We start from the raw sequence: 25,885 nt of genomic DNA on the forward strand, positions 1-25,885 counted from the left end.
GCCCGGGTATAATCGGCCCGTGCACAACGGGAGGTGGGTTATGCGAAAGTTTATGCTCCTCCTTGCCTTGGTGCTCCTTCCCTGGAGCCTGGCCCAGGTGCGGACCTTTGACCAGGTCAAGGCCTCGGGCCAGATTCGCATCGGCACTGAAGGGGCCTTCCCCCCCTTCAACTACTTTGACGCCAAGAACCAGCTCACCGGCTTTGAGATTGATCTGGGCAACGCCCTAGCCCAGAAGCTGGGCCTGAAACCCGTCTGGATCACCCAGGCCTTTGACACCCTCCTCATCCAGCTCAACCAGGGCCGCTTTGACTTCGTCATCGCCTCCCACGGCATCACCGAGGAGCGGGCCAAGGCGGTGGACTTCACCAACCCCCACTACTGCACGGGCGGGGTCATCGTGAGCAAGCGGGGTGGGCCCAAGACGGCCAAGGAACTCCAGGGCAAGGTGGTGGGGGTGCAGATCGGCACCACCTACATGGAGGCTGCCCAGAAGATACCTGGGGTGAAGCAGGTGCGTACCTACCAGAAGGACCCCGATGCCCTTCAGGACCTCCTGGCCGGCCGGCTGGACGCATGGATCACCGACCGCTTCGTGGCCAAGGAGGCCATCAAGGAGCGGAAGCTGGAGAACACCCTGACCCTGGGGGAGCTGGTCTTCCAGGAGAAGGTGGCCATGGCGGTGGCCAAGGGCAACAAGAGCGTGGTGGACGCCTTGAACCAGGCCCTTGCTGACCTGATGAGGGACGGCACCTACGCCCAGATTTCCAAGAAGTGGTTCGGGGAGGACGTGCGCTGCCGGTAAGCTCCCTTTGGGCCCGGGCTGCCTAGGCCCCGGGCCCTTTTCCTGTCCTTATGCCCTTTTGGTTGCGCCTTCTCCTTCTCCTGCCCCTCCTGGTGGGGGGCTACTACGGCCTTTTTGCCCTTCTGGGCTTCGCCCTGGAGCGGTACTTCCTCCTCACAGGTTTTGGTCCCGAGCGGGCGGCCTCCGCCGGGGAGGCCATGGCCCTGGGGGCGGAGATCACCCTAAAGCTCACCTTCCTCTCGGGCCTAGCTGGGCTTTTCATCGGGGTGTTCGCCGGGATGTTCCGCCTTTCCGGCCGCCCTTGGGTGCGGCTTCCCGCTACCTTCTACATCTGGGTCACCCGGGGGACGCCCCTTCTCGTGCAGATCCTCTTCGCCTACAACGCCCTGCCCCTCCTTCTGGAGCCCCTCTGGCCCGGGGCCCAGCAGGCCATCACCCCCTACTGGGCGGCCTTCATCGCCCTCTCCTTCAACGTGGGGGCCTACAACGCCGAGGTGGTGCGGGCCGGCATCCAGGCCATTCCCAAGGGGCAGTGGGAGGCAGCCTGGTCCTTGGGGCTTTCCCCGGTGGACACCATGCGTTTTGTGATCCTGCCCCAGGCCCTGCGCATCGTGGTGCCGCCTTTGGTGAACAACGTGGTGGCCCTCCTCAAGGACTCCTCCCTGGCCAGCGTCATCGCCCTCACCGAACTGGCCCTTTCCGGGCAGCGCATTATCTCCGCCACTTTCCGCCCGGTGGAGGTCTACCTGGCTGTGGCCGCTATCTACCTCCTGCTCACCACCATCCTCACCCTCTTCACCAACCGGCTGGAGAGGCAGCTTAAGGTGGCAGGCCGCTGAAAGGGCTTGTGAGGGGAAGGGGCAAAGGGTATACTGCCCTCGTTGCTAAGGAGGTGTAAGCCTATGCAGGTAAAGCGCATGTTGCTGGCGGGTTTGGCCCTGATGGGTCTGGGGTTTGCCCAAGAGTTTCTCACCCTGGGCTCGGGGGCTACCACCGGGGTGTACTTCCCGGTGGCCACGGGGATGGCCAAGCTGGTGAACGACGCCAACGTGGGCATCCGGGCCAATGCCCGTTCCACCGGGGGTAGCGTGGCCAACATCAACGCCATCGCCGCTGGGGAGTTTGAGATGGCCCTGGCCCAGAACGACACAGCTTACTACGCCTTCCAGGGCTGTTGCATTCCTGCCTTTGACGGCAAGCCGGTGAAGGGCATCCGAGCCCTGGCCGCCCTCTACCCCGAGGTGGTCCACATCGTGGCCCGGCAGGATGCGGGCATCCGCACCGTGGCCGACCTCAAGGGCAAGCGGGTGGTGGTGGGAGACGTGGGCTCGGGCACGGAGCAGAACGCCCGGCAGATCCTGGAGGCCTACGGCCTGCGTTTTGAGGACCTGGGCCAGGCCATTCGGGTGAGTGCCACCCAGGGGATCCAGCTCATGCAGGACAGGCGGGCGGATGCCCTCTTCTACACCGTGGGCCTGGGGGCGAGTGCCATCCAGCAACTCGCCCTCACCACCCCCATCACCCTGGTGGCCGTGGACCTGGGCAAGGTGCAGGCCATCGCCAAGAAGTACCCCTTCTACGTGGGCTTCAACATCCCCGGGGGCACCTACAAGGGGGTGGACGTGACCACCCCCACGGTGGCGGTGCAGGCCATGCTCATTGCCTCGGAGAAGCTTTCCCCTGAGACCGTCTACAAGTTCATGAAGGCGGTCTTCGCTGACCAGACAGCCTTCAAGAAGATCCACCCCAACCTGGAGCGTTTCTTTGACCTTTCCCGGGCGGCCCGGGGTCTGCCCATCCCTTTGCACCCCGGGGCGGAGCGCTTCTACAAGGAGATTGGGGTCCTGAAGTAGGCTAAGGCCTAGACCCAGGGGGCCCCACCCGGGGCCCCTTTCGCCTGGAGGAGGGATGGAAAAGGACGCGGCGCTTTTGGTGGAGGAAAGCGAGCTAGGGGGGCGGCGGCCCAAGGGCGGGTCCCGCTACCTCCTCTTCGCCTTGGGGGTGGCCTGGAGCCTCTTCCAGCTCTGGGCCATGGAGCTGGGCACCCTGGACCCCTTCCGCCTTCGGGCGGTGCACCTGGCCTTTGCCCTGGCCCTGGCCTTTCTGGCCTACCCGTCCAGGCGGGGGCCCCGGGACCGCATCCCCCTTCTGGACTGGGCCCTGGCCTTTTTGGGGGTGGCGGGGGCGGCCTACGTGGTGGTGGACTACTACGGCATCACCCAGCTCCGGGGGGGAATCCCAAGCCAAAGGGACGTTTTTTTGGGGAGCCTGACCCTTCTGGTGCTCTTCCTGGCCGCCTGGCGGGTGGTGGGGCCGGCCTTGCCCATCATCGCCTCGGTCTTCGTGCTCTACGCCCTCACCGGGCCCAAGGGGCTGATCCCCTACGTGCTTCCCCCCTGGCTCCAGCTCCATGCGGGGAGCCAGTGGAGCCAGCTCATGGGCCAGCTCTACACCACCGCCGAGGGCATCTGGGGGGTGCCTTTGGGGGTCTCCGCCACCTTCGTTTTCCTCTTCGTCCTCTTCGGGGCCCTGTTGGAGAAGGCGGGGGCGGGGCACTTCTTCATCCAGGTGGCCTACGCCCTCCTGGGCCACTTCCGCGGGGGACCGGCCAAGGCGGCGGTGGTGGCCAGCGCCCTCACCGGGGTGGTCTCGGGTAGCTCGGTGTCCAACGTGGTCACCACGGGGACCTTCACCATACCCCTCATGAAGCGGGTGGGCTACCCGCCGGAGAAGGCAGGGGCGGTGGAGGTGGCCAGCTCCTCCAACGGCCAGCTCATGCCCCCGGTGATGGGGGCCGCCGCCTTCATCATGGCGGAGTTTCTGGGGATTCCCTACAGCGACCTCATCCTCATCGCCCTCATCCCCGCCCTTCTGGCCTACGCCACCCTGTTCATCACCGTGCACCTCGAGGCCCTGCGCCTGGGTCTCCAGGGGGTGCCCCGCTCGGAGCTTCCCCCCTTGGGGCCCATCCTGCGCTCCGGGGCCCACTACCTCCTGCCCCTCGTTTACCTCCTTTACGCCCTGGTGGGCCTCAGGCTCACCCCGGAGCGGGCGGCCCTGAACACCATCTTCTTCATGCTCCTCCTCCTCCTCGTGCAGGAGGGGTGGCGGGGGTGGCGCTCCGGGGCCGGGGTGGGCTTCGGCCTGGTGCGGGGGGTAAGGCTTCTCCTGGAGGGCCTCGAGGCCGGCGCCCGAGGCATGGTGGGCATCGCCCTGGCCACGGCCACGGCGGGGATCATCGTGGGCATCGTCACCATGACCGGAATCGGCTTCGGCCTTACGGACATCGTGGAGCGCCTTTCCGGGGGGAACCTGGTCCTGGTCCTCATCCTGGCCCAGCTCACCAGCCTGCTCCTCGGCATGGGCCTCCCCACCACCGCCAACTACATCGTCATGGCCTCCTTGGTGGTGCCCGTGGTCCTCAACCTCTCGGAGAAGGCCGGCTACCCGGTGCCCCCCGTGGCCGCCCACATGTTCGTCTTCTACTTCGGCATCATGGCCGACTCCACCCCCCCGGTGGCCCTGGCCGCCTACGCCGCCAGCGCCATCGCCAGGTCCGACTTCTGGAAGACCGCGGTGCAGGGGTTCGTCTACGAGCTCAGGACCGCCCTCCTGGCCTACATGTTCTTCTTCAGCCCCAAGCTCCTCCTCTTGGGGGTAGGAAGCGTCATGGAGGGGGCCTGGATCGTCTTCACCGCCCTTTTGGGCATGACCGCCTTCAGCGCCAGCCTGGTGGGCTTCTTGCACAAGCCCACCAACCTCCTGGAGAGGGCCCTCCTCATGGGGGCGGCCTTAAGCCTGGTGGTCCCGGGGCTTCTTACCGACTCTGTGGGCCTCTTCCTCTTCCTCCTCACCTACCTCCTCCAGCGGGTGCGAAAATGAGGGCGGTGGAACCCATCATCCGCATCCACAACCTGCACAAGTGGTTTGGCCCCCTGCACGTGCTGAAGGGCATCCACCTGGAGGTGGCCCCGGGGGAGAAGCTGGTGATCATAGGTCCTTCGGGCTCGGGGAAGAGCACCCTCATCCGCTGCATCAACCGCCTGGAGGACTTCCAGGAGGGGGAGGTGGTGGTGGACGGGCACAACGTGAAGGAGGAACGGGCCCTGGGGGAGGTGCGGCGGGAGGTGGGCATGGTCTTCCAGCAGTTCAACCTCTTCCCCCACATGACGGTGCTGGAGAACATCACCCTGGCCCCCATGCGGGTGCGCCGCTGGCCCCGGGAGCGGGCGGAGCGGAAGGCTTTGGAGCTTTTGGAGCGGGTGGGGATTTTGGACCAGGCCCGGAAGTACCCGGCCCAGCTTTCTGGGGGTCAGCAGCAGCGGGTGGCCATTGCCCGGGCCTTGGCCATGGAGCCCAAGGTGATGCTGTTTGACGAGCCCACCAGCGCTCTGGACCCGGAGATGGTGGGGGAGGTTTTGGACGTGATGCGGGACCTGGCCCGCGGGGGTATGACCATGGTGGTGGTGACCCACGAGATGGGTTTTGCCCGGGAGGTGGCGGACCGGGTGGTGTTCATGGACGGGGGGCAGATTGTGGAGGAGGGGGCTCCGGAGGCCATCTTCACCCGGCCCAAGGAGGAGCGCACCCGGAGCTTCCTGCAGCGGGTGCTCCGCCACTAGGATGGGCCGGGAAAGGGGGGTTTGGGAGGCCCTGGGGGCCCTGGCCGACCCCCGGGGGGAGCCGGCCTTGCGCCGGCGGGGCCTCAGGCTGTATGCCGCCTCTCTCCTTCTGCTCCAGGGGCTGGTGCTGGGGGCGCTGGCCCTCTTTCTGCCCCAGGCCCAGCATCCCCTCCTGCTCCTCCTGGCCCTGGTGGGAGGCGGTTGGCTTTGGGCCCTGGGCCGGGGGGCCCTGCGGGAGGAGGGGCCCCTGGCCCCGGCGGTGGCCGTGGGCCTTGGGGCCGCCCTCTTCCTCTTCCTGGGGGCCATGGGCCTCCTCCTGCGGCCGGGGGGCCTTTTTCTCCTGTTGGCCGGGGCCCTGGGGTTTTTCGGCCTCCTGAGGCGGGCAGAAGGGACCCTTACCCTCGAGGGCGGAGGGCCTGGAGGAGGTCCTTAAGGCGCACGCGGGAGAGGGCCTGGATTTCCTTCAGGCGTTCCTGGGCCCGCTGTTTGCCCAGGGCGTAGACCAGGGGCAGTTTTTCGTGGTCAAAGGTGTCAATGGGGAAGGGAGGATCCAGGGAGAGGACCAGGTCGGCCTTCTGGAGGGCCAGCTCCTTGAGCCTCCTCCGGCTGGCCTCCCCGGCCAGGAGGGCGGCCTCGAGGGCCGTCCTGGGGGCCTCTTGCGGCGGGGGGTTGGAGACGTCCACCGCCACCACCTTGGGGAAGAGGGCCTTGGCCGCCTGCACCGGCACCTTTTCCGCCACGTCCCCGTCCACCAAAAGCCGGCCTTCCCAGGCCACGGGCGGCAGGATGCCGGGGATGGCCATGCTGGCCAGGACCGCCTTCCACACTGGCCCCCGTCGCAGGACCACCCCCTCCCCGGTGAGGAGGTCGGCGGCCTGGAGGGCCAGGGGAATGGGGCTTTCCTCCAGGAGGGCATCTCCGAAGAGGGCCCTTAGCCCCTCGGCCACCCGGGCGGGCTCGGCCAGGGCGGGGCGCCTCAGGGCCCTGTAGAGGCGGCTTAGGGCGCGGAGGCCTCCTGAGCGGCTGAGTTTGGCCATTTCCTCGTCAAAGATGGCCTCATGGACCTTCCAGGGGTCCTTGTGGCCGAAGGCGTAGGCGCTGGCCGCCAGGGCCCCGGCGGAGCTCCCCGCAAGGCCCCGGATGGGGATGCCTGCCTCCTCCAGCACGGTCAAGACCCCCAGGTGGGCGTACCCCCGTACCCCACCACCTCCTAGGGCCAAGGCCACGCCACGCATGCTCAGTACCCCATCCCGAGCTCCTGCCCTTTCTGGACTAGTTCATCCACCAGCTTCTGGCCCCGTTCCCTGACCTTTTCCATGTGGTCCAGGAAAGCAGACTTCCGCACCGGCTCCCTCCGGGCCATGGGTTCCGGGAGTTGCCGGAAGAGCCCGACCAGCTCAGGGGTGAGCTCCAGGGAGGTCCTCTCCAGGCGCAGGAGGTTGCCGGAGGCCAGTTCTCTGAGGAAGCGGCGCAGGGTCTTCGCCTCCTTTGCGCTGGGGAAGACCAGGGCGCCCATGGCAGAACCAGGGTACGCCATGAAGGAAATGCGCGCAAGGAAGAGGGACTGCTTCCTCCCCGGGGCCCGGGTCTCCCCTTAACATGGGGCCTATGCGGCCCGACCTTTCCCAGGTGCCCGGGGTTTTGGGGGAGATCGCCAGGCGGCGGGCCCAGGAGGTGGCCCCCTACCCCCTGCCCGAGCCTACCCCTGTGCCCTCCTTCCGGGAGGCCCTCCTGACCCCTGGGCTTGCGGTGATCGCCGAGGTGAAGCGGCAAAGCCCCTCGGAGGGGAAGATACGGGAGGTAGACCCCGTGGAGGCCGCCTTGGCCTACGCCCGGGGCGGGGCCAGAGCCATCAGCGTCCTCACGGAGCCCCACCGCTTCGGCGGGAGCCTTCTGGACCTCAGGCGGGTGCGCCAGGCGGTGGCCCTCCCCCTTTTGCGCAAGGACTTCGTGGTGGACCCCTTCATGCTGGAGGAGGCCCGGGCCTTTGGGGCGAGCGCAGCCTTGCTCATCGTGGCGGTTTTGGGCGAGCTCACGGGGGCCTACCTGGAGGCCGCCAGGCGGCTTGGCCTCGAGGCCCTGGTGGAGGTGCACACGGAAAGGGAGTTGGAGCTGGCCCTGGAGGCCGGGGCCCAGGTGCTAGGCATCAACAACCGCGACCTGGCCACCCTGCGCATAGACCTGGAAACCGCCCCCCGCCTGGGCCGGCTGGCCCGGGCCCGGGGGTTTACCGGGGTCTTGGTGGCGGAGTCCGGCTATGGCCAAAGGGAGGAGCTAAAGGCCCTGGAGGGTCTCTTTGACGCCGTGCTCATCGGCACCAGCCTGATGAAAAGCCCCGACTTGGAAGCCGCCCTTCGGAAGCTAGTAGGATAACCCCATGTGGGTCATCCCCGCCGTGGACCTTAAAGGGGGAAAGGCGGTGCGCCTCTACGAGGGGGACCCCGGGCGGGAGACCGTCTATGGGGACCCGGTGGCCGCCGCCTTGCGCTGGCAGGAGGAGGGGGCCAGGTGGCTCCACCTGGTGGACCTGGACCGGGCCCTGGGGCAGGGGGACAACCGGGAGGCCCTGGGCCGCATCGCCGCGGCCCTGCGCATCCCCTTCCAGGTGGGGGGTGGGATCCGCTCCCTGGAGGCCTTGCGGGAGGTGCTGGCCCTGGGGGCGGGCCGGGGGGTGGTGGGCACGGTGGCCGTCAAGGACCCCTCCCTTCTGGCGAGGATGCTAGCCGAGGCGGGCCCTGAGCGCCTGGCCGTGGCCCTGGACGCCCGGGGGCTGGAGGTGGTGGTCTCGGGCTGGCAGGAGGCCACACCCCTTTCCGCCCTGGACCTCCTCAGGGACTGGGTGGCCATGGGGGTGCGCACGGTCATCTACACCGACGTGCGCCGGGACGGGACCTTGAAGGGGCTGGACCTGGAGGTGGTGGCCCGGGTGCGGGAGGCCTGGCCCCACCAGCTCATCGCTGGGGGCGGCATCGCCGGGCCCGAGGACCTAAAGGCCCTGGAGGCTCTGGGGGTGGAAGGGGCCCTGGTGGGTAAGGCCCTCTACGAGGGGCGGGTGCGGCTTAGGGACTGGGTCCAGGGGGTATCCTGAGAGGGTATGAAGCTGGCGCACTGGGTCTTCCTGCTCACCACCTTGGGGGTGGCGGGGGCGGGCCTTTACCTCTACCTGAGCCTTCCCTTTCTGGAGCTACCCACCCCCTGGGGGCCCTGGCCCCTCTACGCCCTGTTGCCGGGGGCCTACCTGCTGGGCCTTCTGGTGGGGGGTCTTTACGCCCTGGCCCTGGGGGCGGGGGCTTTCCGGGAGCGGCGCCTCCTCCTGCGGGAAGTGCGGCGGCTCCAGGGGGAGGTGAACGCCCTGAAGCGGGAAAGGCTGGAGGAAGTTCCCCGGATTCCTGACCGGGAAGAGGTGTGATGCGGCTATCCCAGGCGGAAGACCCTCGGGCGCGGGTGCGCTGGCGCTTCCTCCCCCTGCCCCCCCTCGAGGCGTGGCGGGCCCTCATGGAAGCTTTTGGCGTGGGGCCCGAGGCGGCCTTAGCCTACTGGCACCGGGGGGTGCGCCGGCCGGAGGACCTGGACCCACCCCTGGCCCTCCTCCCCCTGAAGGGCCTGGACCAGGCGGTGGACCTCCTGCTTGCCGCCATCAGGGAGGGGAAGCGCATCCGCATCCACGGGGACTACGACGCCGACGGTCTCACGGGCACCGCCCTCCTCCTTCGGGGGCTTCGTGCCCTGGGGGCGGACGTGCACCCCTTCATCCCCCACCGCCTGGAGGAAGGCTACGGGGTCCTCATGGAAAGGGTCCCGGAGCACGTTGAGGGGTGCGACCTCTTCCTCACCGTGGACTGCGGCATCGCCAACCACGCGGAGCTCCGGGAGCTTTTGGAGAACGGGGTGGAGGTCCTGGTCACCGACCACCACACCCCCCGGGAGACCCCGCCCCCCGGGGTGGTCCTCCACCCCGCCTACACCCCGGGCCTCTCGGAGCACCCCACGGGGGCAGGGGTGGCCTTCCTGCTCCTTTGGGCCTTGTACCGGCGGCTAGACCTGCCCCCACCCCTGGAGTACGCCGATTTGGCGGCGGTGGGCACCATCGCCGACGTGGCCCCCCTATGGGGCTGGAACCGGGCCCTGGTGCGGGAGGGGCTTGGCCGCATCCCCACCTCCACCACCCTGGGCCTAAGGCTTCTGGCCGAGGCCGTGGGCTTTAGCGGCAAGGCGGTGGAGGTGGCCTTCCGCATCGCCCCCCGCCTCAACGCCGCCAGCCGGCTGGGGGAGGCGGAAAAGGCCCTGCGGCTCCTCCTCACCGAGGACGAGGCCGAGGCCAGGGAACTGGTGGAGGAGCTTTCCCGCCTCAACGCCCGCCGCCAGGCCATAGAGGAGGAGATGCTGAAAAGGCTCCTCCCCCAGGCGGACCCCGGGGCCAAGGCCATCGTCCTCCACGACCCCGAGGGGCATCCCGGGGTGATGGGCATCGTGGCCAGCCGCATCCTGGAGGCCACCCTGCGCCCCGTCTTCCTGGTGGCCCAGGGCAAGGGCACCGTGCGCTCCTTAGCCCCCATCAGCGCCGTGGAGGCCCTGAAGAGCGCCCAGGACCTCCTCAAGCGCTTCGGCGGCCACCGGGAGGCGGCGGGCTTCGCCCTGGACGAGGCCCTCTTTCCCCAGTTCCAAAGGCGCATAGAGGCCTACGCCGCCCGCTTCCCCGATCCCGTCCAGGAGGTCTCCCTCCTGGGCCTTCTCCCGTCCCCCACCTTCCTCCCCGAGGTCTTCGCGGGCCTTTCCGCCCTCGAGCCCTTCGGGGCGGGGAACCCTGAGCCCCTTTTTCTCCTTTCGGGCACCCCCGAGGGAGTGCGTACCCTAGGGGATGGCAAGCACCTGGCCTTCCACCTGGGGGGGGTGCGGGTGGTGGCCTGGCGCATGGGGGCCAGAGCGGTGCCCGGTCAGGTGGAGGCGGCGGTCCTCCTCACGGAGAACCGCTGGAACGGCACCGTGGCCTACGAGGCCCAGGCCGTGGACTTCCGGGAGCCGGGGGAGCTTTGGGGAGGGGTGGAGGCCTTTGCCTACCCCCTTTCCTTGGCCGAGGCCCTGGTCCGGGCGCGCATGGGGGAGGGGGTTTACATCCCCGAGGACAACCCCGAGGGCCTGGCCTATGCCCAAGAGGCGGGCTTCCGCCTCCTGCCCCCTGAGGAGGCCCCCCTTTGGCTTGGGCTTCCCCCTGCCCCGGTGCCTCCGCGCCGGGTGGAGGTGGCCCTGGGGCCGGCCCTGCGCCAGAGGCTGGCCGCTCCCCCCGTCCTGAACACGGAGGAGGCCCGGCTGAAGGCCCTGGTCTTCCGCCGCCTCCTCTTTGCCTACGAGCGCCGCCATGCGGGCCTCTTCAGCGAGGCCCTCTTGGCCTACTGGGAGGTGAGCCGTGTACAAGCAGCCGCGGGAAGCCCATGAGGCGCGCATCTACACCCGGGCCTACCGGGTCTACGGGATGATCTACCTGGTCCCTGGGGCCGGCACCGCCGACCTCCTCAACCAGGAGAAGGCCTATCTGCCCGTCACCGGGGCCTTGGTCTATGTTCCCGGCTACACCCATCCTCCCGAGGCCAAGGATCTAAAGGCCAGCATCGGTTTTCTGGCCCTAAGGAAGGAGCGCATCCAGTGGGTGGTGGGCGGTAAACCCACCGAACCCCGCACAAGCCCTTCTCTTTTGGAGAGGCGGCGCCTGGCCTTTCTCTTCGGGGACTACCTCCTGGCGGGGGAGCTTATGGTGCCCAAGGGGGTGCGGCTTTCCGATCACCTCTCCCAGGCCAAGCCCTTCCAGACCCTCCTCGAGGCCAAGCTCTACCCCCTTTCCCCAGACAGGCCCATCGTGGAGCTGGAACCCCGGGAGCGCTTTCCCTTCGTCACCCTGAACCTGCGCCAGGCCGAAGGGGTGGCCGAGGCCCCCGGGGAACCCCACGACCCGCGGCTCACCCTATTTGGCTGAGGGCTTCCCGGATGCGCTCCGCCTGGGCCAGGTTTTCCTGCAGGCGGGCCTCCTCCGCGGCCACCACCTCCTTGGGGGCGCGCTCGCGGAAGCCCGGGGCGGAAAGCTTCTTCTGGCTCCTTTCCGCCAGCTCCAGGAGTTCCCTGAGCCGCTTCTCCTGGCGCTTCTTCCACGCCTCCACGTCCAGGAGGCCCTCCAGGGGCATGCGCACGGTCACCCTGGGCATGGCCTTCACCAGGGCCTTCCCCGGGCGTTCGGGAAGGAGGTCTGCCCGGGCCAGGAAGCGGAAGACCTCGAGGTTTTCCGCCACGGGGTCCCCTTCCCCTTCCACAAAGACCCCCACTTCCTGGGAGAGGGGGAGGCCTGCCTCGGCCTTCAGGGCCCGCACCGCGCTCACCGCCTGCTTCAGGGCCTCAAAGGCGGCCTCGGCCTCCTGGTCTTCTGCCCCGGCCTCCGGCCAGGCCTCGAGGGCCAGCTCCTCCTTGCCCGTGAGGGCCTGGTAGAGCTCGCTGGTGAGGAAAGGCATCAGGGGGTGCAGGAGCTTGAGCAGGGTGGCCAGGGTCGCCTCCAGGGTCCTCAGGGTGTGGGCGTTCCCCCGGCGCAGGGCGGGCTTGCTGGCCTCCAGGTACCAGTCGCAGAACTCGCTCCAGACCAGCTCGTACACCTCCCGGGCCACCTGGGCCAGGTCCAGGGCCTCGTAGAGAGCGGTGATCTCCCGCACACCCCGCCCCAGGCGGGAGAGCATCCAGCGGTCCGCCAGGGTGGGGGTTTCCTCCCGGGCGGTGAACTCCTCCCGGGCCAGGAGGACGAAGCGGGCGGCGTTGTAGAGCTTGTTGGCGAAGTTGCGGGCCATCTCCAGCCAGCGGAGGTCCAGCCTTATGTCCTGCCCGCCGGTGGCCAGGTAGGTGAGGGCGAAGCGCAGGGCATCGGCCCCAAACCGCTCCACCATCTCCAGGGGGTCAATCACGTTCCCCTTGGACTTGCTCATCTTCTGGCCCTTCTCGTCCAGGACCAGGCCGTGGAGGAGTACGGTTTTGAAGGGCCTTTCCCCCAGGAAGTGGTACCCGGAGACCTCCATGCGGGAGACCCAGAGGAAGAGGATGTCGTAGCCCGTGACCAGGACGTCCCCGGGGTAGAAGGCCTTCAGGTCCTCGGTGGCCTCGGGCCAGCCCAGGGTGGAAAGGGGCCAGAGGGCGGAGGAGAACCAGGTGTCAAAGACGTCCTCGTCCCGCTTCAGGTTTTGGCTTCCGCAGGCCTCGCACCGCGTGGGGTCTTCCAGGTAGCGCTCCGGCCGGGGCACGTTCACCGCCCCGCAGTCCTCGCAGTACCAGGCGGGAATCTGGTGCCCCCACCAGAGCTGGCGGGAGATGTTCCAGTCGCGAACATTCCGGAGCCAGTCCAGGTTGACCTTCTTCCAGCGCTCGGGCACGAAGGCGATCTCGTCCCGTTCCAGGCCCTGGATCACCTTTTCCGCCAGGGGCTTCATGAAAAGCCACCACTGGGGGAAGACGGCGTACTCCAGGGGGGTGCCGCACCGGGAGCAGGTGGCCATCTGGATGGTGTAGTCCTCCTCCTTCAGGAGGTGCCCCGCCTCCCGGAAGAGCTCCACCGCCTTCTTGCGGGCCTCAAAGCGCTCCAGGCCCCGGAGGGCCTGGGGCACGCGGTCCCCCACCATCCTTCCCTCCAGGTTGATGACGGAGACCGCCTCCAGGCCGTGCCGCTCGCCGATCTCGTAGTCCAGGGGGTCGTGTGCCGGGGTCACCTTGAGGGCCCCGGTGCCGAACTCCCGCTCCACCGCCTCATCGGCCACGATGGGAATCCAGAGCTCCGTGAGGGGGATGCGGGCCTTTTTGCCGATGAGGTCCCGGTAGCGCTCGTCCTCAGGGTGGACGGCGATGGCCTGGTCGGCGAAGACGGTTTCGGGGCGCACGGTGGCGATGGCCACGTGGCCGCCCCCTTCCACCTCGTAGGCCAGGGTGTAGAGCTTCCCCGGGGTGGGTTCGGTCTCCACCTCCAGGTCCGAGAGGGTGGTCTCGCACCGGGGGCACCAGTTGACCAGGCGGGGGGCCCTATAGGCCAGGCCCTCGTGGTAGTAGCGGCAGAAGGCGTAGCGCACCGCCTTGGAGCGGGCCTCGTCCATGGTGAAGGCCTCGCGGCTCCAGTCGGCGCTGGCCCCCAGGCGCTTGAGCTGGCGGAGGATGGTGCCCCCGGACTCCTCCTTCCACTGCCAGACCCGTTCCAAGAAAGCCTCCCGCCCCAGGTCGTGCCGGGTCTTGCCCTCCTTGAGGAGGAGCCTTTCCACCACCACCTGGGTGGCGATGCCCGCGTGGTCGGTGCCAGGAAGCCAGACCGCCTCGTACCCCCGCATGCGCTTGTAGCGGATGAGGGCGTCCTGCAGGGAGTTGTCCAGGGCGTGGCCCATGTGCAGGCTTCCCGTCACGTTGGGGGGCGGCATGAAGATGACGAAGGGAGGCTTGCCGCTTTTGGGATTGGCCACAAAGGGGTTTTGCGCCCACTTCTCCGCCCACTTGGGCTCCACGGTCTTGGGGTCGTAGGCCTTGGGTAGCTCCATGCTACCCTCCACTTTACCCAATGGGGCCAGTGCGGGCGGGGTGTCCCTGGGCCAGCCCAGCGGGCTGTTAGGAGGAGGGCTCCGAGAGGGCGTAGAGGTAGTACCGCCCTTCCCCCAGGGTGAAGAAGGCGTCCTCGTAGGCCAGGCCCTCAATAGGGGTTTCCGGGGGGATGAAAAGCCGCATCCCGCCCACCTCCAGCCCCTCGGGGAGGACCTCCAGTACGCCTTGGGCCAGCTCCCGGGCCTCGGCCTCAGGGTCGTTTAAGGGGGTGAGGAGGAGGCGGACGGGGAGGCCCCGTAGGCTATACAGGACGTTTGTGGGGTCCTGGAAAGGGGCGCGGTGGAGGAGGCGTTCTTCCACCTCCACCACCTCCCCCAAGAGGGCGTAGCGGTCCAGGGGGAGAAGGGCCTTTCCCCCTTCCAGGAGGGTGAGGAAGTGGGTGCGGTCCTCGGGGCTGAGGAGGACCGGGGCCTTGCCCTGGCCCACCCGGGGGTCCTGGTCCAGGCGCTCCTTTTGCAAGAGGGCCTTGGCCGCCTCCAAGGCCTCTTCCCGGGTGGGGTAGAGGCTATAGGGGTTCACCTTGAAGAGGAGGTCGTAGCCCTTGGGCCCCTGGACTAGCCAGGCCAGGTGGAGTTCAAAGAAGGGCTTCTTCTGCCATTCGGGGTACACGCGTTGAGTATACGCCAGCCCCCAGGAGGTTCTCATTGTGCCTTAACCTCTTGCCCAAAACTATCCTCGGGTATACCCTAAGCCCGGTATGGCGCTTACCCAAGAGCAGGTCCTCGAGGCCCTGCGCACCGTGTTGGACCCCGAGCTGGGCAAGGACCTGGTTTCCCTGGGCATGGTGGGGGAGGTCCGGGTGGAGGGAGCCAGGGTGGACCTCCTCATCCAGCTCACCACCCCCGCCTGTCCCCTCAAGGGGCAGATCGAGGCCGACATCCGCCAGGCCCTGAGGCCTTTGGGGGCCGAGGAGGTGCGGGTGCGCTTCGGGGGCGGGGTAAAGGCCCCGGAGCAGTATCCCATCCCCGGGGTGAAGCACGTGGTGGCGGTGGCCTCCGGCAAAGGGGGGGTGGGGAAGAGCACCGTGGCCGCCAACCTGGCCCTGGCCCTGAGCCGGGAGGGGGCCCGGGTGGGCCTTCTGGACGCCGACCTCTATGGCCCCAGCCAGGCCAAGATGTTCGGCCTGGAGGGGGAGCGCCTCAAGGTGGACCAGAACCGCAAGATCCTCCCCCTGGAGGCCTACGGCCTCAAGGTGCTCTCCATGGCCAACATCGTCCCCCCGGGCCAGGCCATGATCTGGCGCGGCCCCATCCTGCACGGCACCCTCAAGCAGTTCCTGGAGGACGTGCACTGGGGGGAGCTGGACTACCTGGTGGTGGACCTGCCCCCGGGCACCGGGGACGTGCAGCTTTCCCTCACCCAGCTCACCCGGGTCTCCGGGGGGGTAATCGTCACCACCCCTCAGGAGGTGGCCCTGATAGACGCCGAGCGGGCGGCGGACATGTTCAAGAAGGTGCAGGTGCCCATCCTGGGGGTGGTGGAGAACATGAGCCACTTCCTCTGCCCCCACTGCGGCCAGCCCACCCCCATCTTCGGGGAGGGGGGCGGCCGGCGCCTGGCGGAGAGGCTCAAGACCCGCTTCCTGGGGGAGATTCCCCTCACCCTGCCCTTGCGGGAGAGCGGGGACCGGGGGCGGCCCATCCTGGTGGCCGACCCCGAGGGGCAGGAGGCCCAGGCCTTCCTGCGGGCGGCCCGGGAGCTGGCGGGCGCCCTAAGCGTCCAGGCCTTCATCGCTCTGCCCATGGCCTAGTATGGCCCTCATCCTGGAGAACACCAAGGAAAAGGTCCTGGACCTCCTGCGCTTCCGCCCCCTCACGGTCAAGGAGGTGGCGGAGGCCCTGGGGGTGAGCCGGGTGGCGGCCCAGAAGCACCTGCAGGACCTCGAGGCCAAGGGCCTGGTGCGTTCCGAGGTGCGCAAGTGCCCGGGCCGGGGCCGCCCCCACCGCCTCTACCGGGCCCAGGACCAGGAGGCCCCCTACGCCGCCCTTTGCGGGGACGTCCTGCGGGGGTTGGAGGGGGCCCTGGGGCGGGAGGGGGTGGTGGCCTTCCTCCTGGAGCGCCACCGCCACCTCCTGGCCCCCCTGAACCTGCCCGCCCTGCCCCTGCGGGAGCGCCTGGCCCGCCTGGCCCAGTTCCTGCGGGAGCAGGGCTACGAGGCGGAGGTGGTGGAGGAAGGGGGGCACCTCTACCTCTGCCAGAGGCGCTGTCCCAAGCTGGCCCTCTCCCGCCAGCACGAAGCCCTTTGCCAAAGCGAACTCCTGGCCTACCAGGAGCTTTTGGGCCTCCCCCTGGTGCGGGAGGAGCGCATCGCCGAGGGCGGGGCGTGTTGCCGCTACCGGATAGAATAGCGGGGTGTGGGTCTACCGCCTGAAGGGGAAGCCGGAGGAGTTGGAGCCCCTGATTCCCGAGCTCTTTGACCGGGGAAGCCGGGGGCTGGAGGAGCGGGAGGGGGAGATCCTGGCCTACTTCCCCGCCCCCGTGGAGCTTCCCTTCGGGGGGGAGTGGCAGGAGCTTCCCGACGAGGACTGGCTTGAGGCCTGGCGGCGCGACCTCAGGCCTGTGCAGGCCGGGCCCTTTTACGTTCTGGCCCCGTGGCACGAAGTAGGGGAGGGAATCCCCCTGGTCATTGAGCCGGGGATGGCCTTCGGCACCGGCCACCACGAGACCACCCGCCTGGCCCTAAAGGCCCTGGCCCGCCACGCCAGGCCCGGCCAGAGGGTTCTGGACCTGGGCACCGGCAGCGGCATCCTGGCCATCGCCGCCGCCAAGCTGGGGGCCGAGGCCCTGGGGGTGGACATTGACCCCAGCGTCCTCCCCCTGGCGGAGGAGAACGCCAGGAGGAACGGGGTGGCCGTGCGCTTCCTCCCGGGAAGCCTGGTAGAGGCCCTGCCCCAGGGCCCCTTTGACCTGCTGGTGGCCAACCTCTTCGCCGAGCTCCACGTGGCCCTGGCCCCCCGCTACCGGGAGGCCCTGGTCCCGGAGGGGGTCTTGCTCCTCACGGGCATCCTGCGGGAGAAGGCCCCCTCGGTGCGGCAGGCCCTGGAGGGGGTGGGCTTCAGCCCCCTGGGGGCTGAGGAAGAGGGGGAGTGGGTTCTCCTGGCCTACCGGAGGTAGTCCGTGCGTCCCCACCGCGCCTACAGCCCGGGCCTCACCGGCGTGCTCCCCTGGGAGGAGGGGTACCACCTGGTGGAGGTCCTCCGGGCCCGGGTGGGCGACCGCTTCACCGTGTTTGACGCCGAGCGGGAGGCCCTGGCGGAGGTGGTGGACCTGGGGCCCCCGGTGCGCTACCGCCTCCTGGAGGAACGCCGCCCCGAGCGGGAGGTGGGGGTGGAGGTGGTCCTCTACATGGCCCTCCTCAAGGGGGACAAGCTTTCCGAGGTGGTGCGGGGGGCCACGGAGCTGGGGGCCACCCGCATCCAGCCCCTCATCACCCGCCACAGCGTGCCCAAGGAGGTGGGGGAGGGCAAGCTCAGGCGGCTTCGGGCCATCGCCGTGGAGGCGGCCAAGCAGTCGGGAAGGCTTAAGGTGCCTGAGGTCCTGCCTCCCATTCCCCTCGAGGCCGTGCCCAAGGTGGCCCAGGGCCTGGTGGCCCACGTGGGGGCCAGGACCCTGGTGCGGGAGGCCCTGGACCTAACGAAGCCGATGGCCCTGGCCGTGGGGCCCGAGGGGGGGCTGGCCGAGGCGGAGGTGGCCCTCCTGCGGGAGCGGGGTTTTACCCCCGTCAGCCTGGGACGGCGCATCCTGCGGGCGGAGACCGCGGCTTTAGCCCTCCTGGCCCTCTGCACCGCTGGGGAGGGGCGATGAGGCCCTGGGCCCTTCTCCTCCTGGTGCTCCTCACCGCTTGCCGCTACACCTTCTTGCCCTTGGACCCCGGGCGGCCCGCGCCCCTGGAGCGGCCCTTCCTCACCGCGCGGCTGGAGGCCCAGGGGGAGGAGGCCCTCCTCCTCCTCCGGGTGCAGCGCCTTCCCCGCCCCGGGTACCTCCTCCTCAGGTGGTACCGGGAAGAGGAACTCCTCCAGGAAAAGGCCCTGTTCCTGGAGGCCCCCGGCCTCTACCGGGCCCGCTTTCCCCTGGGGGCGGGCTACCACCGCCTGGTGGGCCTCCTGGAAGGGGTGCCCCTCTTCCAGCTGGACCTGGGTACCCCCGGCCTACCGGATCCCGATGAGGAAAAGGACCAGGGGAACCGTTAGGAAGGCCAAAAAGGTGGAGACTACCACGCTGCGGGCCACCCGGAGGGCATCCCCCCCGAACTCCTTGGTCATGAGGAAGGCGTTCACCGCCACCGGGGTGGCGGACTGCAGGACTAGCACCTGGTGCTCCAGGGTGGGTAGCCCCAGGAGGAGCCCCACGGCGTAGGCGGTGAGGGGGGCCAGGAGGAGCCTCAGGCCGCTGGCCACCCCCTCAAAGGCCCCGATCTGGAAGGGGGTTTTGGCCATCTGCATCCCCAGGGTGAGGAGGAGGACGGGGATGGCCGCCTGGCCCATGAGCCGCACCCCCTCGTCCAGGCGGAAGGGGAGGGTGAGGCCCAGGGCCTTGAAGAGGAGGCCCAGGAAGAGGGCGTAGAAGAGGGGAAGGCGCAGGGTAAAAAGAAGGCCTTCCCGCAGGCTCCCTCCCCGGATGAAGGCGGGCCCCAGGCCGAACATGACCACGCTGGAGAGGATGAAGTAGACCACCGCCCGCCTCAGTCCCTCCTCTCCCAGGGCGAAGAAGGTGAGGGAAAGCCCCATGTTGCCGGAGTTGGGGAAGAGGCTGCACACCAGAAGCCCCTTGGCGGCCTCAGGGGAAAGCCCAAGGAGCCGCCCCGCCCCCAGGATGAGGAGGTAGAGGAAGGTATAGGTGAGGGCGAAGCCCAGGGTGAGGCCCCAAAGCCCCTCCCGGGAGTACTCCGCCCGGTACATGGCGTCAAAGATGAGGGCCGGCACCAGGAGGTAGAGGGTGAGGCGGCTTAGGGTGGTGAGGTCCATGGCCACCCGCCGGCCCAGGAGGTACCCCGAGAGGACCACCAGGGCCACCGGAACCACGGTGTTGAGGAGGGCCTGCATGTGGGGCATTCTAGGGGCATGGACTATGTAAGGTTGGCGGAGGCCATCCGCAAGGTGCTCCTCCGGGGGGCGGAGGCGCCCCGGAGGCAGGTCCTTTCCCTGCCTGGAGGGCAGTTTCTGGTCATGCCGGCGGCGGACGGGGAGGTGGCCGTGTGCAAGCTGGTGACGGTGGAAGCCCACCGGGAGCCGCGGGTGGGGGCGGAGGTCTGGGCCAGGCGCCTGGACACCGGGGAGGTCTTCCACCTGCCGGGGGAGGCCCTCACCCGCTGGCGCACCGCGGCCCTCTCCCTCCTGGCCGCCAGGCTTCTTGCCCCCAGGCGGGAGGGAGCGCTTTTGCTGGTGGGGCCGGGAGCGCAAGGGGAGGCCCACCTCGAGGCCTTCCACCAGGGCTTCGCCCTCACCCGGGTGCTGGTGCGGGGGCGAAGCCGGGAGCGCCTGGAGGCCCTTTTGCGGAAGGCCCGGGCCCTGGGCCTTCAGGCCGAGGAGTGGAAGGGGGAAGAGGTACCCTCAGAGGTGGCCTTCCTGGTCACCGCCACCCCCAGCCCCACGCCCGTCCTCCCCGAGGAGGTACCGGAGGGGGTCTTCATCGCCGCCGTGGGGAGCTTCCGCCCGGAGATGCGGGAGGTGCCGGAGGCTCTGGTGCGAAGGGCCGCGGTCTACTGCGACACCGAGGACGCCCTTGTGGAGGCGGGGGAGCTCCAGGGCCTGGCCAGGCCGGTGGTCCCCCTGCGGGAGGCCCTCATGGGGCGGAGGGCCCAGGGGGACCCCATCCTCTTCAAGAGCGTGGGCCACGCCCTCTTTGACCTGGCGGCGGTGCGGGTCCATTTGGGCCTGGACTAGGGTACGCGCACCACGATCTTCCCCGTGTGCCCCCGGTCCAGGAGGGCCTGGAAGGCGGCTTCGGCCTCGAGGAAGGGGAAGACCCCTCCCACCACCGGCTTGAGCTCCCCTCCCAGCCGGGGGAGGAGGAAGGCCAGGGCCTCCTCCAGAAGGCTTTGGTCCAAGAGCAGGGGCCCAAGCCAGAAGCCCAAGACGGTGAGGTTGCGCCGCATGAGCCTTAGGGGGTTCAGGGGGGCCACCTCCCCCTCCGCGGCCCCGATGTACACCAGGCGGCCCAGGGGCTTGAGGAGGCTCAGGCTCTCCTCCAGGGCGCTTCCCCGCACCTCCAGGACCACGTCCACGCCCCCTAAGGCCTTCACCCGCTCGGATAGGGCCTCGTAGGGGGCCACCACCTCCGCCCCCAGGGCCTGGGGGAGGGAGAGCTTCTCGGGCCTCGAGGCCGCCGCCACCACCCTGAGGCCCAGGGCCCTGGCCACCTGGACCGCGGCGGTGCCCAGGGCCCCTGCCGCCGCCTGCACCAAGACCCACTCCCCGGGCCTGGCCCCCGCCCGCCGCAGGGCCAGGTAGGCGGTGAGGAAGGAGACGGGGTAGGCGGCGGCCTCCTCGGGGGAAAGCCCCTCGGGAACGGGCAGGAGGGCCTTCTGGGCCACCGCCACCCGCTCCGCCAGGGCCCCGTGGGGCATGAGGGCGGCGTAGCGCTTTCCCCCCACCCGCCCCACCGCCTCCATCCCCGGGGTGAAGGGGGGGTGGACGCGGGTCAGGTACCCTCCAAGCCGCAGGAGGTGGTCGGCGAAGTTCAGGCCCACCGCCTCCACCTCCATGACCACCTCCCCCGGCCCCGGGGAGGGCTCGGGCACCTCCTTGAGGACCATGGGGGCCCGCAGGCGTTCTTGCACCCAGGCGCGCATGGGGCCAGTCTACCAGGAGGGGTAGCTGGTATCCTGAGGGGCATGACGGGACGCAACCTCGCCCGCTTCTACCAGGTGGCCCAGGAGATCTGGAGCCAGCTTCCCCCCGCGGCCCGCTTCCGCCCCGTGGAGGACGGCAAGGTCCTGGCCCGCCATGCCCCCTTGATGGAGACCTGGACGGAGGAGCTGGTCCAGGGCTTCTACGATACCCTCTTCGGCCACCCCGCCACCCGGGCGGTCTTCCGGGAAGGGGAGCGGCCGGCCCGGGAGAAGACCCTCCGCGACTGGTACCTGAGGACCCTCCGGGGCCCCTTCAATGGCCAGTACTTCGCCTGGCAGGCCCTGGTGGGCCTGGTGCACCTGCGCCGGGGGGTGACCAACGCCATGATGGCCGCCATGTGGAACTGGGTCACCGGGGTGGTGGCGGGGAAGGCCCGGGAAAGCCTGCCCCTGGAGGAGGCCCGGGCCCTGGAGGATGCCTTCCGCCGCCTGGCCTTCACCGTGATGGCCCTCATCGCTGAGGAGTACCTAGAGGCCTACCTCGAGGCCCTGGCCTTGAGCTGGCAGGAGGACCCCCAGACCTTCGTGCACAAGGCCCAGGAGATGGCCGCCACCCTCCTGGCCCAGCTCAGCCCCTCCTAGCCCTTCACCGAACCCGCCAGGAGGCCCCGGAGGAAGTACCGCCCCAGGAAGATGTAGACCAAAAGCGTGGGCAAAGCGGCCAGGATGGCCCCGGCCATGGGTAGGTTCCACTTCACCGCCTCTCCTCCGGCCAGCTGGGCCAGGGCCACGGTGATGGGCTGGCTCTCGGGCCGGGTCAGGGTCACGGCGAAAAGGAACTCGTTCCAAATCTGGGTGAACTGCCAGATGGCCACCACCACGAAGGCAGGGGCGGAAAGGGGCAGGATCACGTGCCGGAAGACCCCAAAGAAGCCCGCCCCGTCTATGCGGGCGGCCTCCACCAGCTCGTCGGGGATTTCGCTGTAGTAGTTCTTGAAGATCAGGGTGACGATGGGGATGCCGTAGACCACGTGCACCAGGATGAGCCCAAAGAGGGTCCCGTAGAGCCCGATGGCCTTCACGAACTGGAAGAGGGGAATGAGGATGCTCTGGTAGGGGATGAACATCCCAAAGAGCATGAGGGCGAAAAGGAGGTTGGACCCGCGGAAGGGCCACTTAGCCAGCACGTACCCGTTCAGGGCCCCCACCATGGCGGAAAGCAGGGTGGCGGAAACGGCCAGCACCAGGCTGTTTTGGAACTTGGGCCGGAAGGCCTCCCAGGCGATGCGGAAGCTTTCCCAGTACACCGGGTCTGGCCACTGCCAGACGGTGTCCAGGGTGATCTTAGCGGGCTCCTTCAAGGCCGTGAGGACCACCAGGTAGACGGGCAGGAGGAAGAAGAGGGTGGCCAGAAGGAGGAAGGCGTAGAGGAGAAGGCGCCCTATCACCGCCGCACCTCCTTCCTGAGCTGGCTCGCCAGGTAGGGGATCACCACCACCGCCACCAAGAGGAGGAGGAGGATGCCGATGGCCGCCCCCTTGGCGAACTGGTTACCCCGGAAGGCCAGGAGGTACATGTAGATGGCGGGCACGTCCGTGGGGGCGTAGTCTAGGCCGGCCATGGCGAAGATGAGGTCAAAGATCTTGAGGGCGATATGCCCCAGAACGATCATGGCTGAGAGGGTGATGGGGGCCAGGAGGGGAAGGATCACGTGGCGGTAGGTCTGCCACTCGCTGGCCCCGTCCACCTTGGCTGCCTCCAGCACCTCCACGGGGATGCCCCGTAGTCCCGCCAGATACAGGGCCATGGTGTAGCCCGACATCTGCCAGACCGCGGCCAGGATTACCCCCACCAGGGCCAGGCTGAAGCCGTGGGGCTCGGGGTAGGGCAAAAGCTGGGTGCTCCGGCCCAGGGTGAAGGCCCAAAGGAGGAGCACCCCTCCGGAGAGGAGGCTCCAGAAGCGGCGCCCTCTTTCCCCTTCCCGGTGGGCCCGCCAGGCCACATAGAGGAGGACCAGGCCTACCACCAAGGCGGTGTAGAAGGGAAGGAGGTTCCAGTCAAACACCAGGGCCTGCTGCCGGGTGGTGAGCCAGGGGAAGGCGAGGGGGGGGAGGCCGAAGAGGGTGGGGAGCACGTTCACCCCCCCTTGGGGCTGGAGGAGCCAGCGCCAGATGGTCCCGGTCACCACGAAGGAGAGGGCCATGGGGAAGAGGAAGACCGTGCGGAAAAACCCTTCCCCCCTGGGCCCCCGGTCCAGGGCTATGGCCAGGAGTAGCCCCAGCCCCAGGCTTCCGGCCATGAAGAAGAGGGTGAAGAAGATGAGGTTCACCGCGCTTTGGCGGAAGCGCATGTCCACGAAGCCGGTGAAGAGCTCACGGTAGTTGTCCAGGCCCACGAACCTTAGCTCCGGTCTCAGGGCCAGGGCCTGGGCGGGGTTCTTGCCCCAGTCTGTTAGGGAGACCCAGAGGTTCTGGCCGATGAAGCCGTAGACGAAGATGGCCACCGCCACCAAGGAGGGGAGGAGGACGAGAAAGGCCGTGATCCGATCGCGCATCTTGCCTCCAGGAAAAGGCCCGTGGGGGCTGAGGCCCAGTACCCCCACGGGCCCCTAGGTCTTACCGGCCCAGGCCCACCTGGTCGGCGATGGCCTGGGCGGCGTTGGCCGCCGCCTGCGGGTTCCGGCCCTGGAGGAAGATCTCCATCACGGTGCCGAACTGGCTCATGAAGCTCTCGGGGGCCACGGCCCCGTGGACCAGGGAGCCCACGATGCGGTTAGACTTCCAGTCCCGCATGGCCGCCTGGCCGTAGGCGTTGTACTTGGCGGGGTCGGAGTCCAGCCGGGCGGCGATGGAGCCCTTGAGGGGGTTGAAGACGTCCTGGCCCTCCTTGGAGCCCACCAGCCGCAGCCAGTTGAGGGCGTTCTGGCGGTTCTTGGCCCCCTTGGGCAGGCCGAAGGAGTCGGAGAGCATCATGAAGACCCCCGAGGTGCCGGGGGAGGGGGCCCAGGCGAAGTCGGTGCCGGGGCGGAGCTTGAGGGTGGTGGCCATGTAGCCCGCGGCCCAGTCCCCCATGATGTTGAAGGCGGCCTGGCCTGCCACTACCCGGTCCACCGCCTGCTGCCAGGAGAGGCCGGCGGCGTCCTTGTTGGCGCAGTCCAGCACCTTGCCGAAGGTCTCCCACACCGCCACCGCCTTGGGGTCGGTGAACTTCAGCTTGCCGTTCCAGAGGTTGCTCCAGCCGTCAGGGCCCAGGAGGGCCAGGGCCACGCTCTCCCAGAGGTGCTGCTGGGTCCAGTTCTCCCCCAGGGCCAGGGGGGCCTGGAGGCCCTTGCCCTTCAGGGTCTGGCAGATGGAGAGGAACTCGGCCCAGGTCCTGGGCGGGTTCACGCCCCACTCGCGGAGCTTGGCAGGGATGTACCACATGACGTTGGAGCGGTGGATGTTCACCGGCACGCTCCAGATGCCCCCCTTGTAGGAGATGAGGTCAATGAGGCCCTTGGGGAAGGCCTGGAGCCAACCCTCCTGCCGGAAGAGGCCGGTGAGGTCCTCCATGCGGTTGGCCACCACCCAGGTGCCGATGAGCTCCATGCCCGCGTGCACCTGGAAGCTGTCCGGCGGGTCGCCCCCCAGCATCCGGGTCTTGAGCACCGCCTTGGCGTTGACCCCCGCGCCCCCGGTCACCGTGGCGTTGATGACCTCCACGTTGGGGTACTTCTGCTTGTAGAGCCGGATGAGGGCCTCGAGGGCCGGCCCCTCGTCCCCCGCCCACCAGGAGAAGATCTCCAGCTTGCCCGTCTGGGCCAGGGCGCTAAGCCCCAATACCACGCCCATCGCCAAAAGCCACTTCCTCATACCTACCTCCATTGCGACGTGGGCCTTCTGCCCACAGGCCGCCCAACTCAAAAAAGCGCGCCAAGAAGAGGCTGGCTCCCCCCACTGCCGGGGCCAGGTGTCCGTACGCCGAGGGTTGCACGGGCAGGACCCGGTGGGCGGGCAAGAAGGCGTGGGCCTCCAGAGCCCGGCGCAGGGAGCCTTCCAGCAGGGGGAAAAGCTCTGCCGCCTTTCCCCCCACCACCACCCGGGCGGGGTCGTAGGCCACGGCCAGGTTGGCCAAAAAGCGGCCCAGGGCCTCCCCTAGGTGGTCCATGGCCTTCTGGGCCTCAGGGCTTCCCCCGGCAGCCTGGGCCATGAGCTCCTCCAGGTCCTTTGCCTTTCCTCCCAAGGCCCGGTGGTGTTCCAGGAGGGTGCCAAGGCCCAGGGCGGTTTCCAGGCACCCCCGGCGGCCGCAGGCGCAGGGCTTGGCCTCTTCCCCCAGCCAGTGGCCCACCTCCCCGGCGGCTCCGTTGGCTCCCCTTAGGAGGCGCCCCTCCGCCACCACCCCCACCCCCAGGCCCGTGCTCAGCACCAGGTAGGCCAGGTTGGCCTCCCCGTGGAAGAAGACCTCGGAGAGGGCCGAGGCCTTGGCGTCGTTCTCGGCCAGGACCGGCAGGGGGAAGTCCCCCAGCAGGGGGTTTAGGTCCAGCTCTTGCCACCCCAGGTTGGGGGCCAGAAGAAGCCTTCCCTCCACCACCACCCCGGGCAGGGTGAAGCCCAGGCCCAGGGCGTTTTTGGCCTGGGGGAGGGCCTCTTCCAGGAGGCGCGCTAGGCGTTCCTTAGGCCCGGCCTCCGGCGGATGGCGCCACTCCCGGGCCCAGAGCACCTCTCCCCGCCAGTCCAGGGCCAGAAGCACCGTCCCCTCCACCCCCAGTTCCGCCCCTAGGGCGAAGCGGGCCCTGGGGCGCAGGTGCAGGAGGGTGCCGGGCCGGCCCAGGGGGGGAGAGGTGGCGGCTCCTTCCTCCAGGAGGCCTTCCTGGAGGAGTTCTTCCACCAGGCGGCTCACCGCGCTCTTGGCCAGGCCGGTGAGCCGGGAGAGGTCGGCACGGGTGAGGGGGCCCCGCCGCAGATGGCCCAGGATGGCCCGGCGGTTCAGTCTGCGAATTTCCTGTGCATCCCCCTTGCGCACCCGCTGCCCCCTTTAGTTCGTTCTCAGGACTAAGTAAATCACCCCCCCGGCCCTCCGTCAAGCCCC

Annotated in this window: 28 protein-coding genes; 18 read left to right on the forward strand and 10 right to left on the reverse strand. The window is 68.9% G+C overall.

Annotation, left to right across the window (positions count from 1 at the left end):
• Positions 1-40 precede the first annotated feature (40 nt).
• From B128_RS0111540 to B128_RS0111565, 6 genes are all read left to right on the forward strand, one after another.
• On the forward strand, positions 41-805 hold the full coding sequence (locus tag B128_RS0111540; RefSeq protein ID WP_018112428.1) for an ABC transporter substrate-binding protein: 765 nt from the start codon (positions 41-43) through the stop codon (positions 803-805).
• 50 nt (positions 806-855) lie between these two features.
• A complete protein-coding gene (locus B128_RS0111545; protein WP_018112429.1) occupies positions 856-1,644 on the forward strand; it encodes an amino acid ABC transporter permease in 789 nt (262 codons plus the stop codon).
• Positions 1,645-1,707: 63 nt separating this feature from the next.
• Positions 1,708-2,658: a TAXI family TRAP transporter solute-binding subunit gene (locus B128_RS0111550; protein WP_018112430.1), complete on the forward strand. Its 951-nt coding sequence runs from the start codon at positions 1,708-1,710 to the stop codon at positions 2,656-2,658.
• A gap of 55 nt (positions 2,659-2,713) precedes the next feature.
• Complete coding sequence (locus tag B128_RS0111555; RefSeq protein WP_018112431.1) at positions 2,714-4,687, forward strand: TRAP transporter permease; 1,974 nt, start codon at positions 2,714-2,716, stop codon at positions 4,685-4,687.
• Positions 4,684-5,427 (forward strand): amino acid ABC transporter ATP-binding protein, encoded by a 744-nt coding sequence (locus tag B128_RS0111560; protein ID WP_040683635.1) that lies wholly within the window; start codon positions 4,684-4,686, stop codon positions 5,425-5,427. The genes B128_RS0111555 and B128_RS0111560 overlap by 4 nt, the downstream gene beginning before the upstream one ends.
• Before the next feature lies 1 nt (position 5,428).
• Positions 5,429-5,860 carry a hypothetical protein gene (locus tag B128_RS0111565; RefSeq protein ID WP_018112433.1) on the forward strand — a complete coding sequence of 144 codons (432 nt, stop codon included), beginning with the start codon at positions 5,429-5,431 and terminating at the stop codon, positions 5,858-5,860.
• On the opposite strand, the gene B128_RS0111570 is transcribed toward B128_RS0111565, so the two are convergent.
• Together B128_RS0111570 and B128_RS0111575 are read right to left on the reverse strand one after the other, a co-directional pair.
• Positions 5,823-6,662: a patatin-like phospholipase family protein gene (locus B128_RS0111570; protein WP_018112434.1), complete on the reverse strand. Its 840-nt coding sequence runs from the start codon at positions 6,660-6,662 to the stop codon at positions 5,823-5,825. The two genes, B128_RS0111565 and B128_RS0111570, sit on opposite strands and share 38 nt — an antisense overlap.
• Positions 6,663-6,664: 2 nt before the next feature.
• Positions 6,665-6,943: a hypothetical protein gene (locus B128_RS0111575; protein ID WP_156822431.1), complete on the reverse strand. Its 279-nt coding sequence runs from the start codon at positions 6,941-6,943 to the stop codon at positions 6,665-6,667.
• A 92-nt stretch (positions 6,944-7,035) separates the two neighbouring features.
• Here B128_RS0111575 and trpC point away from each other — a divergent pair, with 92 nt between their 5' ends.
• Genes trpC through B128_RS0111600 form a run of 5 tightly spaced genes read left to right on the forward strand, consistent with a single transcriptional unit; the run spans position 7,036 to position 11,395 of the window.
• Positions 7,036-7,800, forward strand: a complete 765-nt coding sequence (gene trpC / locus B128_RS0111580; protein WP_018112436.1) for an indole-3-glycerol phosphate synthase TrpC — start codon at positions 7,036-7,038, stop codon at positions 7,798-7,800.
• Positions 7,801-7,804: 4 nt separating this feature from the next.
• Positions 7,805-8,515 carry a 1-(5-phosphoribosyl)-5-[(5-phosphoribosylamino)methylideneamino]imidazole-4-carboxamide isomerase gene (gene hisA, locus B128_RS0111585; protein ID WP_018112437.1) on the forward strand — a complete coding sequence of 237 codons (711 nt, stop codon included), beginning with the start codon at positions 7,805-7,807 and terminating at the stop codon, positions 8,513-8,515.
• A gap of 6 nt (positions 8,516-8,521) precedes the next feature.
• Positions 8,522-8,836, forward strand: coding sequence for a hypothetical protein (locus B128_RS0111590; protein WP_018112438.1), 315 nt, complete (start codon positions 8,522-8,524; stop codon positions 8,834-8,836).
• Complete coding sequence (locus tag B128_RS0111595) at positions 8,836-10,860, forward strand: single-stranded-DNA-specific exonuclease RecJ (protein ID WP_018112439.1); 2,025 nt, start codon at positions 8,836-8,838, stop codon at positions 10,858-10,860. Before B128_RS0111590 ends, B128_RS0111595 begins: the two co-directional genes overlap by 1 nt.
• Positions 10,832-11,395 carry a DUF6812 domain-containing protein gene (locus tag B128_RS0111600; protein WP_018112440.1) on the forward strand — a complete coding sequence of 188 codons (564 nt, stop codon included), beginning with the start codon at positions 10,832-10,834 and terminating at the stop codon, positions 11,393-11,395. The genes B128_RS0111595 and B128_RS0111600 overlap by 29 nt, the downstream gene beginning before the upstream one ends.
• Here the strand turns inward: B128_RS0111600 and B128_RS0111605 are convergent.
• Both B128_RS0111605 and B128_RS0111610 read right to left on the reverse strand, forming a co-directional pair.
• Entirely contained in the window at positions 11,379-13,967 is a 2,589-nt protein-coding gene (locus B128_RS0111605; protein ID WP_018112441.1) for a valine--tRNA ligase, read from the reverse strand. The genes B128_RS0111600 and B128_RS0111605 overlap by 17 nt on opposite strands.
• A 67-nt stretch (positions 13,968-14,034) precedes the next feature.
• Positions 14,035-14,637, reverse strand: coding sequence for a hypothetical protein (locus B128_RS0111610; protein WP_018112442.1), 603 nt, complete (start codon positions 14,635-14,637; stop codon positions 14,035-14,037).
• Positions 14,638-14,725: 88 nt separating this feature from the next.
• Between B128_RS0111610 and B128_RS0111615 the strand changes: the two genes are divergently transcribed.
• The 5 genes from B128_RS0111615 to B128_RS0111635 are packed head-to-tail and all read left to right on the forward strand — an operon-like array spanning position 14,726 to position 18,218.
• The gene (locus B128_RS0111615) at positions 14,726-15,778 is read left to right on the forward strand and encodes an Mrp/NBP35 family ATP-binding protein (protein WP_018112443.1); all 1,053 of its coding nucleotides are present in this window, start codon (positions 14,726-14,728) and stop codon (positions 15,776-15,778) included.
• Position 15,779: 1 nt separating this feature from the next.
• Positions 15,780-16,376: a helix-turn-helix transcriptional regulator gene (locus B128_RS0111620; protein WP_018112444.1), complete on the forward strand. Its 597-nt coding sequence runs from the start codon at positions 15,780-15,782 to the stop codon at positions 16,374-16,376.
• A gap of 4 nt (positions 16,377-16,380) precedes the next feature.
• Entirely contained in the window at positions 16,381-17,142 is a 762-nt protein-coding gene (locus tag B128_RS0111625) for a 50S ribosomal protein L11 methyltransferase (RefSeq protein ID WP_018112445.1), read from the forward strand.
• 3 nt (positions 17,143-17,145) lie between these two features.
• The gene (locus B128_RS0111630; RefSeq protein ID WP_018112446.1) at positions 17,146-17,832 is read left to right on the forward strand and encodes a 16S rRNA (uracil(1498)-N(3))-methyltransferase; all 687 of its coding nucleotides are present in this window, start codon (positions 17,146-17,148) and stop codon (positions 17,830-17,832) included.
• Positions 17,829-18,218 (forward strand): hypothetical protein, encoded by a 390-nt coding sequence (locus B128_RS0111635; protein WP_018112447.1) that lies wholly within the window; start codon positions 17,829-17,831, stop codon positions 18,216-18,218. The genes B128_RS0111630 and B128_RS0111635 overlap by 4 nt, the downstream gene beginning before the upstream one ends.
• On the opposite strand, the gene B128_RS0111640 is transcribed toward B128_RS0111635, so the two are convergent.
• On the reverse strand, positions 18,177-19,079 hold the full coding sequence (locus B128_RS0111640; protein WP_156822432.1) for an AEC family transporter: 903 nt from the start codon (positions 19,077-19,079) through the stop codon (positions 18,177-18,179). The two genes, B128_RS0111635 and B128_RS0111640, sit on opposite strands and share 42 nt — an antisense overlap.
• 9 nt (positions 19,080-19,088) lie before the next feature.
• Between B128_RS0111640 and B128_RS0111645 the strand changes: the two genes are divergently transcribed.
• Positions 19,089-19,910 carry a Rossmann-fold NAD(P)-binding domain-containing protein gene (locus B128_RS0111645; protein WP_018112449.1) on the forward strand — a complete coding sequence of 274 codons (822 nt, stop codon included), beginning with the start codon at positions 19,089-19,091 and terminating at the stop codon, positions 19,908-19,910.
• On the opposite strand, the gene B128_RS0111650 is transcribed toward B128_RS0111645, so the two are convergent.
• Complete coding sequence (locus tag B128_RS0111650) at positions 19,907-20,818, reverse strand: NADPH:quinone oxidoreductase family protein (protein ID WP_018112450.1); 912 nt, start codon at positions 20,816-20,818, stop codon at positions 19,907-19,909. The two genes, B128_RS0111645 and B128_RS0111650, sit on opposite strands and share 4 nt — an antisense overlap.
• A 42-nt stretch (positions 20,819-20,860) precedes the next feature.
• Between B128_RS0111650 and B128_RS0111655 the strand changes: the two genes are divergently transcribed.
• Positions 20,861-21,460 carry a protoglobin domain-containing protein gene (locus B128_RS0111655; protein WP_018112451.1) on the forward strand — a complete coding sequence of 200 codons (600 nt, stop codon included), beginning with the start codon at positions 20,861-20,863 and terminating at the stop codon, positions 21,458-21,460.
• On the opposite strand, the gene B128_RS0111660 is transcribed toward B128_RS0111655, so the two are convergent.
• The 4 genes from B128_RS0111660 to B128_RS0111675 all read right to left on the reverse strand — a co-directional run bounded on the left by B128_RS0111660 (position 21,457) and on the right by B128_RS0111675 (position 25,819).
• Positions 21,457-22,263, reverse strand: coding sequence for an ABC transporter permease subunit (locus tag B128_RS0111660; RefSeq protein WP_026175228.1), 807 nt, complete (start codon positions 22,261-22,263; stop codon positions 21,457-21,459). The two genes, B128_RS0111655 and B128_RS0111660, sit on opposite strands and share 4 nt — an antisense overlap.
• Complete coding sequence (locus B128_RS0111665; protein ID WP_018112453.1) at positions 22,263-23,372, reverse strand: carbohydrate ABC transporter permease; 1,110 nt, start codon at positions 23,370-23,372, stop codon at positions 22,263-22,265. Before B128_RS0111665 ends, B128_RS0111660 begins: the two co-directional genes overlap by 1 nt.
• Before the next feature lie 61 nt (positions 23,373-23,433).
• Positions 23,434-24,669, reverse strand: coding sequence for an ABC transporter substrate-binding protein (locus B128_RS0111670; protein ID WP_026175229.1), 1,236 nt, complete (start codon positions 24,667-24,669; stop codon positions 23,434-23,436).
• Positions 24,626-25,819: an ROK family transcriptional regulator gene (locus B128_RS0111675; protein ID WP_018112455.1), complete on the reverse strand. Its 1,194-nt coding sequence runs from the start codon at positions 25,817-25,819 to the stop codon at positions 24,626-24,628. The genes B128_RS0111670 and B128_RS0111675 overlap by 44 nt, the downstream gene beginning before the upstream one ends.
• Between the last annotated feature and the right edge of the window lie 66 nt (positions 25,820-25,885).

Source organism: Thermus igniterrae ATCC 700962 (assembly GCF_000376265.1).
In the GTDB taxonomy this organism is placed as follows: domain Bacteria; phylum Deinococcota; class Deinococci; order Deinococcales; family Thermaceae; genus Thermus; species Thermus igniterrae.